The sequence below is a fragment of the Actinomadura rifamycini DSM 43936 genome, assembly GCF_000425065.1.
Lineage (GTDB): Bacteria > Actinomycetota > Actinomycetes > Streptosporangiales > Streptosporangiaceae > Spirillospora > Spirillospora rifamycini.
In genome coordinates this window covers 333,325-346,216 of sequence record NZ_AULB01000007.1, presented here as the reverse complement: position 1 = coordinate 346,216, position 12,892 = coordinate 333,325, and the positions used below count along the sequence as shown (strand labels likewise).

Here is a 12,892-nt window from a genome sequence, read left to right as displayed (position 1 = left end):
GGGCCGGCGGAGGGGAGCGGTCAGTCGAGCAGGGCGTCCACCCGGACGGCGCGGCCTTCGGCGGCGTGATGCTCGGGCAGCACGCGGCCGAAGAGCTGCCGGGTGCGGGCCACGCTGCCCACCACCCCCGGGCGCTCGCTGTAGGCGAAGATCGCGGTGTGCCGGGCCGTCGCGCCGCGGACGGCGCTCACCCGGTGCAGCGAGTAGCGCCCCTTGAACAGCTGGAGGTCGCCGGGCCGCAGCGTGAGGCCGCGGACCAGGTGCGCGCCCTCGCCGGTGAGCACGCGCCGCACGTCGTCGAAGTTCTCCGCCTCCGCGGACCTGATGTTCGGGCAGTACTCGAAGACGCCCCCGCCCTCCGCCTCCTGCGTCAGCAGGCTGACCGTGAATTCGTTCGTGTCGAAGTGCCAGGGGTGCTCCATCCCCGGCCGGACGACGTTCAGCACGAGCCCCGACAGCGGGTCGGCCAGCTCGTGCACCTCCGGCAGCCCGAAACAGCTCGCGACGAAATGCCGGAAAAGCGGGTTCGAATAGAGCCGGGGGACGATGTGGTGCGGCGGCAGGCGGTCGCGGGCGACGAACGCGTTCCCCCGCTCGACGGTGAGCCGTCCGGGGTGGCCCTCCGGCAGCGGCGCGTGCACGTCGGTGTTGTAGGCGTTCACCGTTTCGACGTCGAAATGCGCGTCCCGTTCGACGGACGCGCATTCGGCCCGGAGCGTCTCCTGCCATTCCGGGCGGACGAAGTCGGGCAGCACGCAGCAGCCGGTCTCCGCCAGTTCGGCCCGGGTCGCGGAGACGACCTCGTCCCAGCGCGCGCTCGCCGGCGCGGCGAGGGGATAGCGTTCGGTGTCGATCGCCCGGTCCGGTTCCGTTGCCGCGCCCATGGACGTCCTTCCGCCTCGGCGAACTCAAGACGGGTTTTAGCACATCCCTTGTATCAATTCACGGTGCACCTTTCTGGGGCGATTTATCAGAAGCCGATGAACGGGGCCGGTGACCTGTGCTTTCGAACGTTCCAAATTATCGCGGCGGCCGCACCGCCGCACCCGTCCGTGTGTCCCATCTCACGCCGCGTGCACGCCCCGCCAGCCCGGTGGGGGCCCCGTGCGGGGCCGTGTTTTCACAGCGCAGCCGGGTACACGCATCGCGGGACCTGCATCCGAGCGGAAGGGCCGAGCGCGTGGACGGCGGCGAGCGCATGCTGGCGGACCTGCTCACCGCCAGCCACCTGACGTCGCTGAAGCAGGTCCCCGACGTCGTCGCCGGGCACGCCGCCGCGGTCGGGCTGCACGACATGCGGATCTACATGGTGGACCTGCAGCAGGGCGTGCTCCGCCTCCTGACCGGCCGGGAGACGGACCGCGAGATCGCGGAGGGCGCCGCCGAGGGCGCCGTCCCGGACATCCGGGTCGACGGGACCCTCGCGGGCCGCGCCTTCCAGAGCGTCGTCCCGGTGCGCGGCGGCGACGCCGCCGACGGGCTGTGCCACTGGTGGCTGCCCCTGCTGGACGGGGCCGAACGCCTCGGCGTGGTGCGGCTCACCATGGCGGACGACGCCGCGGCCCTGCGGCTCGCCGAGTCGCTCGCGGCCCTCACCGCGCTGATGATCGTCAGCAAGGGCCCGTCGAGCGACTCGCTCGCCCGGCTGGTCCGCACCCGGCACATGACGGTGTCCGCGGAGATGCAGTGGCGGCTGCTGCCCCCGATGACCTTCGCCAACAACGAGATGGTGATCGCCGCCGCGCTCGAACCCGCCTACAAGCTGGGCGGCGACACCTTCGACTACGGCCTGTACGGCGAGATCGTGCACCTCGGCGTGTTCGACGCCATGGGCCACGACACGGCCGCGGGCCTGACGTCCAACCTGGCGGTCGCGGCGTACCGGAACAACCGGGTGGAGGGCGGCGACCTCCTGGAGAACGGGCGGGCCATCGAGGAGGCCCTCGTCGAGCAGGACTCCTCGGGCCGGTTCGTCACCGCGGTGCTGGCCAGCCTGCACCTGTCGACCGGGATGCTCGCGTGGGCCTCGTACGGGCATCCGCCGCCGATCGTCATCCGCGGCGGGCGCTGGGTGACGACCCTGGAGTGCGCCCCGGGCGTCCCGCTCGGCACCGGCCTCGACCTGCCCCCGCGGGTGTGCGAGGAGCAGCTCCAGCCGGGCGACCGCGTCATCCTCTACACCGACGGGGTCGTCGAGGCCCGCGATCCGAGCAAGCGCGAGTTCGGCATCGCCCGGTTCGTCGACTTCATCGTCCGGCACGACGCCGCGGGCCTGCCCGTCCCCGAGACGCTGCGGCGGCTCATCCGCGGCATCCTGGAGCACCACGCCGGACGCCTGGACGACGACGCCACGGTCCTGCTCCTGGAGTGGTACGGGCCGTCCGGCGGGGAGCGGGCGGCGAAACGGTTGACCGGGCTCTGAGACGGCGCCCGCACGGGTCAGCCGCGCAGCGCCCGCATCAGCACCGGGTACGCCTCGTGCAGTTCGCGCTGCCAGTACGGCCACGTGTGCTGCCCGCGGTAGAACCGCGCCGTGACCGGGACGCCGTGGTCGCGGAGCCGGTCGACGAACGCGCGGCCGTGCCGGTGCGTCGCCGCCTCCACCGGGTCGGTGAACGGCCACCCGCCGAGGTCGCCGCGCCGGCCGTCGCCGCTCGCCACCCACAGCCGCACCCCGGCGAGCCGTCCGGCCTGGTCGGTCGGGTTGTGCGCGCGCCAGATCGCGGCCTGGTCGTCGGGGTCGCCCCACACGCGCCGCCAGTCCGTCCCCGGGCAGGAGAAGGACGGGCCCCAGCCGATGGAGTCGTCGCCGGGGGTGTGCCCGTCGAGGGTGTGCAGGTAGCCGCTGAAGGCCGCGGCGGCCTCGAACATGCCGGGGAAGCGCGCCGCGTACAGCATCGCGCCGAGCCCGCCCATGGAATTCCCCGCGATCGCCCGCCGCTTCCCGGCGCCGTATTCGCGTTCCAGAATTCCGCGGACCTCGGTCATGTGGAACGTCTCCCAGCGCGGCGGGCCGCCGTCGCCGTAGTTCCACCAGTCGGAGTAGTTCCCGCACCGGCCGCCGTTCGGCATGACGACGATGACGTCCGAGCCGGCGGTGAGTTCCGCGACGTCGGTGTCGCGGGTCCAGGCGGTGTGGTCGTCGACGCCGCCGTGCAGCAGCCACAGCGTCGGCCAGGTGCGGTGCGCGTCCCGCGACCAGCCGTCCGGGACGAGCAGCCGCACCTTATCGCGCCGGCCCATCGCCGGCGACTCGATGGTGAGGTCCAGGGTGCGGGGGGCGACCCGGGTCTCCGCGACCACCCGGGCGCCGCCCGTCGCGGCGTGCGCGGCGGCGTGCGCGGCGGCGTGCGGCGGGACGCGGGCGGGCGGGGCGGCGAGCGCGGGCGGGGCGGACAGGACGGTCGGGGCGAGGATCGCCGCGCATGCGGCGGCGGCGCTGCGGCGGAACACGGGGGAGCCTTTCGGGAAAAGGAACCTACTCAGAGTAAGTTCCCGTTTCGCCGATCGTGAATGCGGCGCCGGAAAGGCGTATAAAATGCATTGGAGTGTGTTCGGTGCATTTTATACGGTCATGCGAGAGCGCCGGACGCTCGCGGGCGTCCGGCGCTCGATGGGCGGTTGCTGCGCGCGGGGCGGCCGCGCGCACCGGGTCAGGCGTCCGGCACCGGGCCGGCGGCGGGACCCTTGCCGGGGGGCGCGGGCTTGCGGACGGAGCGGACCGCCCACCGCGTCAGGCTCCGGCCGACCGAGTAGAGGATCAGCACGAGCCCGGCGACGGGCAGCACGATCATCAGTGTCTGCAGCAGGGCGATGACCAGCGCCAGCGGGTCGCCGCCGGCCACGGCGTCCTCGATCAGCCGCCGCACCTTCCCCCAGGCGAGCGCCAGCAGCTCGGGCACCCGGTAGGCGATCAGTGAGAGCTGCAGGATCATCACGGGGAACACCGCGAGGACCCAGAACGCGACGAAGACCTGCGGCCAGCGCTTCAGGTCCCGCAGCAGCGCGTCGGGCGGGCGCCGCAGCAGCGTCCGGCGCAGGATCGGCTTGATGTACTTGAACAGGTCGGGGATGCCGGCCAGGTCGGACATGATGTAGTAGCCGTCGAACCGCATGGTCGGCAGGAGTTGCTGCAGGATCTCCAGGTTGACGTAGAGCAGCGCGACCAGGAGCGGTTCGTACCCCGTCTGCAGGTAGAGCAGCGTCAGCGCGACGATGAAGACGCCGTTGAAGTACACGCCGGCCAGGTCGGCGCGCAGCCGCCCGCCCCGGCCGAGCCGGTACGACTCGGTGATGTCGGTGTAGAACGCGGGCCACACCACGTAGATGCCGAACCCCATGACGCCCGGCTTCACGCCCCCGTACCGGCACGCCGCGGCGTGGCCGACCTCGTGGAACGCCACCGACAGCAGCCCCAAGCCCATGATCATGAGGATGCCGACGGGATTGACGATGGTCAGCTGGAGCGCGTCGACGACGGAGCGGGACGTGAACACCCAGACCTCGCTGACGACGAGCGCCGCGAGCACCGGGATGATCGCGAAGGGGCTCAGCAGCCAGGCGAACATCCCGCCGAGCAGCGAGCTCACCGACTCCGGGATCACCGCGACCTTGAACTTCAGCCCGAGGAACGGGTTGGCCTTGACGACCGGCGGCGCGGTGCCGTCGCTGTAGGTGGTGACGCCGAGCGGGGCCAGCTTGCGGTCGACGAGGTAGACGATCTGCTCGCCGGTCAGCCGGGCGCCCGCCTCCCGGGAGGCGGCGTCGGCCACCCGGTCGAGGGCCGTCTCGACGTCGGCCGTCCCGGCCAGGTGCCGGTGCTCGTGCAGCGCCTTGACGACGTGGAACAGCAGCGGCGGGAGCCGGACGAGCTGGCGGTTCGGCAGGCTGACGAGCTGCGGCGGCTCGCGGTAGCCGGAGTTCTTGAACTCTCCGACCAGCTCGGTGCCGTCGGCGAGGGTCGGCAGGGTGAGGACCGCGGGGGGCCCCGCGCCGTCCACGGTCGGGGTCGGGCCCGTGCTCATGGGTTGTCGTGGACGACGGCCGCCGGGACGCACGTGAGCGTGGAGTGCGGCGGCTGGGCGAGCAGCCCGGTGCCGAGCAGCCCGGTGGTGCCCGCGGAGTACGTCGCCTGGCAGGCGTAGAAGACGACCGTGTCGCCGCCGCCGCCCGACAGCGCGAGGCGCTGCGGCAGCACCTCGCCCGTGAGGCGCTCCAGGTCGGCGTAGGTGTATTGCTGAGGGTTCATGAGCTCGCTTTCGGGTCCGTCCGTAAGCAGATGGTCATGGTCGATAAGGGGGAAGGGCTGGCGTACGAACGCCAGCCCTTCCTGTGCAGGCCGAAGCCCGCGATGTCAGAACTGAGGTCAGCCCTGGATCGCGGCCGGCGTGCAGATCTGCGAGTTGGCCGCGGGCACACCGTTGATGATGGTGAGCAGGCCGGTCGCCGGCTGGTTGCTGTTGGAGGAGCAGGCGCTGACGACCGTGGTGTCGTCGCCGTCGTGGCCGCCCAGGTTCAGGTTGGCGTTCTCGTTCTCGTTGCCCCCACCGACGAGAAGGGTGGACAGCACGGCGCGCTCCGGCAGAACCTCGCCGGCGAGCATGTCCAGTTCGGTGTAGCTGAAGGACTTCATGTGGTTCCTTTTCTCCTTGTCAGGCCCGGACTCCAAGGTGGATACCGGTCGTCCCTGTCCCGCTGCGGTTCGCAGCGGTGTAGCTCTACGTATAGCACCCCTCACGGAGAGTGCCAACTCTCAGGGTGATCCTTTCGCTACCGCGTGTCATCGGCTTGTCCGATGCATGACCTTTCCGAGCTGGGTAGGAGGAGGGCGTCACAGCGGTCGGCGAGGGCCTGATCCGCGCGGGGGACGAGGAGAGAGAGCATGGCCGACGGCAGCTTCAGCATCGACGTGGCGGCGATCCGGGAACGCGCCCGGCAGAAGATGGACGCGGGCCCGGTGACCGACGGCTACCGGCGGAGCCCCGAGGAGGTCATCGCCGTCCTCAACGACGTCGTCGCGACCGAGGTCGTCTGCTGGATGCGCTACGCGCAGCACGCGATCAGCGCGTCCGGCATCGACCGGGCCCAGGTCGCCGGCGAGTTCAACGAGCACGCGCACGAGGAGCGCCACCACGCGCTGCGGGCGGCCGAGCGCATCAGCCAGCTCGGCGGGACCCCCGACTTCGACCCCGAGACCCTCGCGCGGCGCTCGCACACCCAGTACCGGACGTTCGAGGACGGCGACCTGCGCGGCATGCTCGAGGAGAACCTCGTGGCCGAGCGCATCGTCATCGAGTCCTACCAGGAGATCATCCGCTGGCTCGGCGACGGCGACGTCACCACCCGCCGCCTGATGGAGGACATCCTCGCGGACGAGGAGGAGCACGCCGACGACCTGATGGACCTCCTCGGGAAGTGACCGGCGACCGTGTCACCCCGGACACGCCGGGTATGCGGGGCGGCATGGAATTCGGATACACGCTCCTGTGCGAGCAGACCCCGCCGAAGCAGCTGGTCACCGACCTGGTGGAGGCCGAGGAAGCCGGCTTCGGCTTCTCGGTCGTCTCCGACCACTACTTCCCGTGGCTGGAGGACCAGGGCCACTCGGCCTACGCCTGGTCGGTGCTCGGCGCGCTCGCCCAGGCCACCCACCGCATCCCGCTGATGACGTTCGTGACGTGCCCGATCATGCGGTACCACCCGGCCGTCGTGGCGCAGAAGGCCGCCACGATGGGCGTGCTGTCGGACGGCCGGTTCACCCTCGGCCTCGGCGCCGGGGAGAACCTCAACGAGCACGTCATCGGCCGCGGCTGGCCGTCGGTGGACGTCCGGCACGAGATGTTCGCCGAGGCCGTGGAGATCATCCGGGCGCTGTTCGGCGGCGACTACGTGAACTACCGGGGCCGCCACTTCACCGTCGACTCGGCGAAGCTGTACGACCTGCCGGACGAACCGGTCCGCATCGGCATGGCGGCGTTCGGCGCCCGCGCGGGACGGCTCGCCGCGCGGCACGCCGACCTGCTCATCTCCGACCAGCCGGTGCCCGACGTCGTCTCCCTCTTCCACGGCGAGGGCGGCGGCGGCAAGCCCGTCTACGGCCAGATCCCGATCGCCTACGGCCAGGACTACGAGGAGTGCAAGCAGCGGGCCCACCGCACATGGAAGTTCTCCGCCTCCGGGTGGAAGGTCATGGCGGAGCTTCCGGGCCCGGTCAACTTCGAGGCCGCGACGAAGACCGTCCGTCCCGAGGACGTGGCGCAGTCCGTCCCGTGCGGGAACGACGTGAACGACTACCTGGAGGCGGTCCAGCAGTGGGCCGACGCAGGGTTCACGCACATCTCGTTCTGCCAGTCCGGGGCCGAGCACCAGAAGGACTTCCGCACCTGGGCCGAGATGGAGCTCCTCCCTGCGCTTCGCGAGCGATTCGGCTGAGACCTGGGAGCCACACCGGGGATGGCTCCCCGGCGTGGCGACCGCCCGGTTCCCGGGTTCGTAGGTTCGGGGCGAACCACGAACCCGGGAGGAAACGTGTACCGGCTGCTCTGCGCCCTCGCCCTCACCACCGCCGGGACGATCGCGCTGGCCGCGTGCGACGTCTCGTTCGCCTCGCTCGGCCCCGCGGACACGCACCGGGACGAGGCGAAGCTGCCGTCCGGCATCGAGGCCGTGCGCGTCGACGTCCGCTCGGGCAGCGTGACGGTGCGGGCCGGCGCCGCGAAGCCGTACCTGCGCCGCACCCTCAAGTACCGGGCGGACCGCCCGGACGGCGCCACCCACCGGATCGAGGACGGCGTCCTGGTCCTCGCCGGCTGCGGGCGCGGGTGCTCGGCGAGCTACACGGTGGACGTCCCGGCGGGCGTCCCGGTGAGCGGCGGCGCCTCCAGCGGCTCCCTGCACCTCCACGGGACCGGCGAGGTGGACGTCACCACCGGCTCCGGTTCGATCCGCCTGGCCGGCGTCACGGGGCCGATCCGGGCGAAGACGTCCAACGGCCGCATCGAGGGGCACAACCTGAAGGCCCGGCGGATCGACGCGAAGACGTCGAACGGCGCCATCACCCTCGTCCCGTCCGTCCCGGCGGACGTCCGCGCCGAGACGTCCAACGGCGACATCACCGTCACCGTCACCGGCGGCCCCTACCGCGTCTCCGCGACCACCGGCAACGGCGACGAGCGCGTCAACGTCCCCACCGCCCCGTCCGCCCCGCGCCGCCTCGACCTGAAGAGCGGCAACGGCGACATCACCGCGACGGCCCCCTGACCGGTCCGGGGCCGGTGCTCAGGCCGCGGCTTCGACGGCGGACGGGACGGGCTCGGCGGGTCCGGGCGCGCGGCGGCGCGCCCGCAGGCCGAACGCGGTGACGAACGCCGCGAGCAGGACCGCCGTCACCGCCGACTGCGCGCGTCGCCGCCGAGCAGGAGGAGGCCCGCCGGCTGGACGCGGAGCGCGAGGCCGCGGCCCGCGCCGTCCGTCCGTGAAAGGCCGTCCGTCCGTGAATGGCACGTTCCCGTTCTCGTTTTACGGCGTAACGCTGCTATTGCATTCTTTGCCAATACTTGCGACTGGGACGTCCGGGACAGTAGTTTCGTCCGCGAGTGAGTAGCGGGCCGGGGCGCGGAGCACAGCACGGCCTGACCGGCTGGGAGCCATCGGCTGCTGGGGAGCCCATGAAGAAGCGTACCGATCGGAAGATCGCCGTCATCGGCACCGCGACGGCCGCCGTTCTGCTGCCCGCCCTGATGGTGGGGCTCGCGCAGGCGGGCGTGGGCGTGCCGACGAAGGACTCGGAGAACGCGGGGGCGTCGCAGCCCGTGCCGTCCTTCGGCCCGGCGACGCAGCCGGGCGCACCGGGGACGCCGACCGGGCCGGGAGGCTCGCCGTCGCCGACCGCGTCGCCGATCCCCGAGGTGCCGAACCGGCCGATGAGCACCGACCCGTTCAACACGGGCTCCGGCAAGCCGGCCTCGAACGACCCCGACACCAACACGTCGAACCACGGCAAGAAGCCGCACCTGCCGGGCGGCGCCGCCGACAAGCCCAGCAAGTACGCGCCCGCGCCGGACGGCGCGAAGATCACCGGCGTGAAGAAGGTCGGCACGCGCATGTACGACGTTTCCATCGCCTCCCCGGCGCTGGGGACGACGGTCAAGACGCGGCTGCTGCTGCCGAAGGGCTGGAAGGCCGGCGCCAAGCGGTCCTGGCCGGTCGTGTACGCGTACCACGGCGGCAACAACAACTACCAGTCCTGGACCAAGGACTCGCAGATCGAGCAGGTCGTCGCCGACTACGACGCGATGGTCGTGATGCCCGAAGGCGGCTGGCAGGGCTCGTACAGCAACTGGTGGAACGACGGCAAGGGCGGCATCCCGATGTGGGAGACCTTCCACATCGAGGAGGTCATCCCGCTGATGGAGCGCAACTTCCACGCCGGGACGAGCCGCGCCGCGATCGGGCTCTCGTCCGGCGGGCAGGGCGCGGTGACGTACGCCCAGCGGCACACGGGCATGTTCAAGTACGTCGCGTCCTACAGCGGCGCGCTGAACATCACGGCGCCGGGCGTCCCCGCGTTCCTCGTCTCCATCAACAAGGAGGCGGGGACGAAGATCTGGGGTGACCCGATCATGAACCGGAACGTGTGGCGGCAGCACGACGCGACGGTGATGGTCGACAAGCTCAAGGGCGTCGGCGTGTACATCTCGTGCGGGAACGGCGAGCCCGGCCAGTACGACAACCCGAACGCGGCGTTCTGGGACGCCGGGCGGGTCGGCGAGCGGCTCGCCTACCGGATGAACGTCAACTTCGTCGAGGCGGCGGAGAAGGCCGGGGTCCAGGTCACCGACAGCCTGTACGGCAAGGGCATGCACAACTGGAAGTACTGGCGCCCGGAGCTGGCCAAGAGCTTCCCGCTCGTCGCCGGGGCGATCGGCGCGAAGAAGCTCTGACCTGGTGAACGCTTGACCGTGCGCAGGCGAACTCCGCGACGTCGCCCGCGGCGGGATTGGCGTCCGCGTCCGTAGCGTGGACGGCATGGCGGAGGTGACGCGGTACGCGCCGGGGACGCCGTGCTGGTTCGATCTCGTGAGCCCGGACCCGGCGGCGTCCAAGCGGTTCTACGGCGGCCTGCTCGGCTGGACCTCGTACACGCTGACCATCGACACGCTGGGCGACTACGACATGTTCACGCTCGGCGGCGTGAGCGGTCCGACGGTCGGAGGGATGCAGCGGCTCGCCGATCCGGCCCAGCCGCCGTCGTGGACGTGCTACTTCCGCGTCGAGAGCGTGGAGGGGGCCGCGCGGCGGATCGAGGCGGCGGGCGGGGACGAGCTGCTGCCGCCGACGGGGATCGCCAACCTGGGGCGCGTCGGCATGTACAGCGACTCCCAGGGGAGCGACTTCGCGGTCTGGGAGCCGCGCGACGTGGAGGGCGCGGACGTCGCGGGGGAGCCGTCGGCGCTGTACTGGGCGGAGCTGGCGGCGTACGAGGCCGAGTCGGCGCGGCGCTTCTACGGCGCGGTGTTCGGGTGGGAAGCGGCGGACCGCGGCGACCGCACGGGCTGGCGGGTCGGGCCGCGGCCGGTGGCGAGCCTGGTCCCGATGGACGAGAAGCGGCCGGGCGGCTGGATCCCGTACTTCCGGGTCGCCGACGTCGACGCCGCCGCGCGCCGGAGCGCCGAGCTGGGCGCGCGCGTCGCCGTCCCCCCGCGGGACGCGGCGGCGGGCCGGGTCGCGGCCGTCGTGGACCCGCTGGGCGCCTGGCTGGCGATGATCGCCCCGGACCGAGTTGGCGAAGGCTTGCCCGGGGCCGGGTGAAGTCCTCGCGGTCGCCTCGGGCGCGATTGGCGTCCCCGTTCGTAGCGTGGAACCCATGTCTGCAGTGGAGGGCCTCCGATGCCCGAGGTGACGCGGTACGAGCCGGGGACGCCGTGCTGGATCGACCTCGCGAGCCCGGACCCCGGGACGTCCAGGCGCTTCTACGGCGACCTGTTCGGCTGGTCCTCGTACACGCTGTCCGTCGAGCAGGCGAACGACTACGAGATCTTCACGCTCGGCGGGGCGGACGGGCCGTCGGTCGGCGGGATGCAGACGCTCGCGGATCCCGCCCAGCCCCCGTCGTGGACGTCCTACTTCACCGTCGCGGACGTCGACGCCGTCGCGCGGGCGGTCGTCGCCGCGGGCGGGCGGGAGCGCCTCCCGCCGAGGGAGTTCGCCCACGTGGGGCGGACGGCGATGTTCACCGACTTCCAGGGGTCGGACTTCGCCGTCTGGCAGCCCCACGGGGACGAGCTGCGGGGCGCGGAGGTCGCCGGGGAGCCGTCGACGATGTACTGGGTGGAGCTGGCGACCCGGAACGTCGAGAAGGCCCGGCGGTTCTACGGCGAGGTCTTCGGGTGGCGCGCGTCGGAGCGCCGCTACTACCGCGACTGGGTCTACACGATCTGGAGGGCGGGCGTCCGGCCGGTGGCCGGGCTGGTGCACATGGACGCGACGTGGCCGGCCGAGTGGCCGGGCGACTGGGTCCCCTACTTCGAGGTCGCCGACGTCGACGCCGCGGCGGAGCACGCGGGCGAGCTGGGCGCGACCGTCACCGTGCCGCCGGACGACATCGAGCCCGGCCGGTTCGCGGTCGTCATGGATCCGACCGGGGCGCGCGTCGGGCTGATCAGCCCGCGCCGCGCGCGGTAGCGGGGGCCGATCGCCCCGGATCGGGGCTTCCCGGGGGCGACCGCCGGGGCGGGCGGCGTCCGTCCGGTGGTTCGACGGGCGGACTGCGGGCAGCCAGACCGGATGCAGCTCGGGGAAGCGGTGCGGCGCCTGGCGCCGCGGTCGGACCGCCGGTCCTGGGAAGACCGGATCAAGATCACGGTGAAGGGCGTCGTCGCGGCGGTCGGCGCGTGGTTCATCGCGAAGTACCTGGTGGGGCACGCCGTGCCGTACTTCGCGCCGCTGGCGGCGCTGCTCGGGGTGTACCCGACGGTGGCGCGGTCGGTGCGGGAGAGCATCGGCTACGCGGCCGGGTTCCTGGTGGGCGCGGGCATCGCGATCCCGGTCGGGATCCTCGTCGGCCCGAACGCCGCGGGGATCGCCGCCGTCCTGGTGGCGGGGCTCCTGCTGTCGAGCTGGCGCGGGTTCGGGAGCCAGTCGTCGCAGGTGGCGTTCACGGCGCTGTTCGCGCTGCTGGTCGGCGGCGACCGGGTGGTCGAGTACGTCCATCCGCGCCTGTACGACGTCGGGGTGGGGCTCGCGTTCGGGCTGGTCGTGAACCTCCTGCTGTTCCCGCCGCTGTACCTGCGGCGCGGCGAGTACGCGGTCCGGCAGGTGCGGGACGTCCTGGCGGAGGCGTTCGAGGCGCTGGCGGACGGCGTCGCGGACCAGGACGAGGACTGGCGCGGCCGGTGGGACGACGCGGAGCCGCGGCTCGGCTACGTCGTCGACCAGGCGCGGTTCGCGGTCGACCAGGGCCGGGAGAGCCTGCGCGGGAACCCCCGGGCGCGGCTGTGGGGGTTCCGGCTGCGGCCGCGGATGGCGGACCAGTGGGGGACGCCGCGGCAGATGACGACGCTGGAGCACGCGACGGCCGACCTGCGCTCGATCGCGGGGACGCTGCGGGAGGCGACCGAGGGGGAGAGCGGGGAGCTGCGCCTCGGCCGGACGTTCCGCGCGGACTACGCCGGGCTGCTGCGGGCCCTCGCCGAGATCGTCCGCTGCGAGTCGGGCGAGTCGGTCGCGGCGGCGGACGACGCCCGGGCGCGGGCCCGCGATCTGCAGGACCGGCTGGAGCGGTCGTTCGGGGAGGCGGGGGCGGAGATGCCGGGCATCTGGGACCCGCGCCGGGAGCTGCTGCGGCTGTCCGGCCTCGCCCTCACCGCACTGTCGCCATAATTGTTGACAATTT

The 12,892-nt window shown here is 72.4% G+C and carries 13 protein-coding genes; 8 read left to right on the top strand and 5 right to left on the bottom strand.

The genetic code is table 11. The annotated features are described in order from the left end of the window. Positions 1–20 precede the first annotated feature (20 nt). Complete coding sequence (locus H505_RS0104315; protein WP_026400992.1) at positions 21–884, bottom strand: HalD/BesD family halogenase; 864 nt, start codon at positions 882–884, stop codon at positions 21–23. 296 nt (positions 885–1,180) lie between these two features. Here H505_RS0104315 and H505_RS0104310 point away from each other — a divergent pair, with 296 nt between their 5' ends. Further along, on the top strand, positions 1,181–2,422 hold the full coding sequence (locus H505_RS0104310) for a PP2C family protein-serine/threonine phosphatase (protein ID WP_245592430.1): 1,242 nt from the start codon (positions 1,181–1,183) through the stop codon (positions 2,420–2,422). Between the two features lie 17 nt (positions 2,423–2,439). On the opposite strand, the gene H505_RS0104305 is transcribed toward H505_RS0104310, so the two are convergent. The 4 genes from H505_RS0104305 to H505_RS0104290 form a co-directional block, all read right to left on the bottom strand. Further along, entirely contained in the window at positions 2,440–3,453 is a 1,014-nt protein-coding gene (locus H505_RS0104305) for an alpha/beta hydrolase (RefSeq protein ID WP_026400990.1), read from the bottom strand. A 200-nt stretch (positions 3,454–3,653) separates the two neighbouring features. Further along, entirely contained in the window at positions 3,654–5,024 is a 1,371-nt protein-coding gene (locus H505_RS39720) for a hypothetical protein (RefSeq protein WP_199747912.1), read from the bottom strand. Beyond that, the gene (locus tag H505_RS0104295) at positions 5,021–5,248 is read right to left on the bottom strand and encodes a hypothetical protein (protein ID WP_026400989.1); all 228 of its coding nucleotides are present in this window, start codon (positions 5,246–5,248) and stop codon (positions 5,021–5,023) included. The genes H505_RS39720 and H505_RS0104295 overlap by 4 nt, the downstream gene beginning before the upstream one ends. Before the next feature lie 117 nt (positions 5,249–5,365). Continuing rightward, the gene (locus tag H505_RS0104290; protein WP_026400988.1) at positions 5,366–5,632 is read right to left on the bottom strand and encodes a hypothetical protein; all 267 of its coding nucleotides are present in this window, start codon (positions 5,630–5,632) and stop codon (positions 5,366–5,368) included. A 249-nt stretch (positions 5,633–5,881) separates the two neighbouring features. On the opposite strand from H505_RS0104290, the gene H505_RS0104285 reads away from it, so the two are divergent. The 7 genes from H505_RS0104285 to H505_RS0104250 all read left to right on the top strand — a co-directional run bounded on the left by H505_RS0104285 (position 5,882) and on the right by H505_RS0104250 (position 12,879). Continuing rightward, a complete protein-coding gene (locus tag H505_RS0104285) occupies positions 5,882–6,418 on the top strand; it encodes a ferritin-like domain-containing protein (protein ID WP_026400987.1) in 537 nt (178 codons plus the stop codon). A 44-nt stretch (positions 6,419–6,462) separates the two neighbouring features. After that, a complete protein-coding gene (locus H505_RS0104280; RefSeq protein ID WP_026400986.1) occupies positions 6,463–7,431 on the top strand; it encodes a TIGR03557 family F420-dependent LLM class oxidoreductase in 969 nt (322 codons plus the stop codon). Between the two features lie 96 nt (positions 7,432–7,527). After that, positions 7,528–8,259, top strand: a complete 732-nt coding sequence (locus H505_RS0104275) for a DUF4097 family beta strand repeat-containing protein (protein ID WP_026400985.1) — start codon at positions 7,528–7,530, stop codon at positions 8,257–8,259. A gap of 407 nt (positions 8,260–8,666) precedes the next feature. Beyond that, complete coding sequence (locus tag H505_RS39715; protein WP_051300194.1) at positions 8,667–9,941, top strand: alpha/beta hydrolase-fold protein; 1,275 nt, start codon at positions 8,667–8,669, stop codon at positions 9,939–9,941. Between the two features lie 85 nt (positions 9,942–10,026). Further along, entirely contained in the window at positions 10,027–10,809 is a 783-nt protein-coding gene (locus H505_RS39710) for a VOC family protein (protein ID WP_051300192.1), read from the top strand. 78 nt (positions 10,810–10,887) lie between these two features. Then, complete coding sequence (locus tag H505_RS0104255) at positions 10,888–11,682, top strand: VOC family protein (protein ID WP_026400984.1); 795 nt, start codon at positions 10,888–10,890, stop codon at positions 11,680–11,682. Positions 11,683–11,784: 102 nt separating this feature from the next. Then, positions 11,785–12,879, top strand: coding sequence for an FUSC family protein (locus H505_RS0104250; protein ID WP_026400983.1), 1,095 nt, complete (start codon positions 11,785–11,787; stop codon positions 12,877–12,879). Positions 12,880–12,892 lie beyond the last annotated feature (13 nt).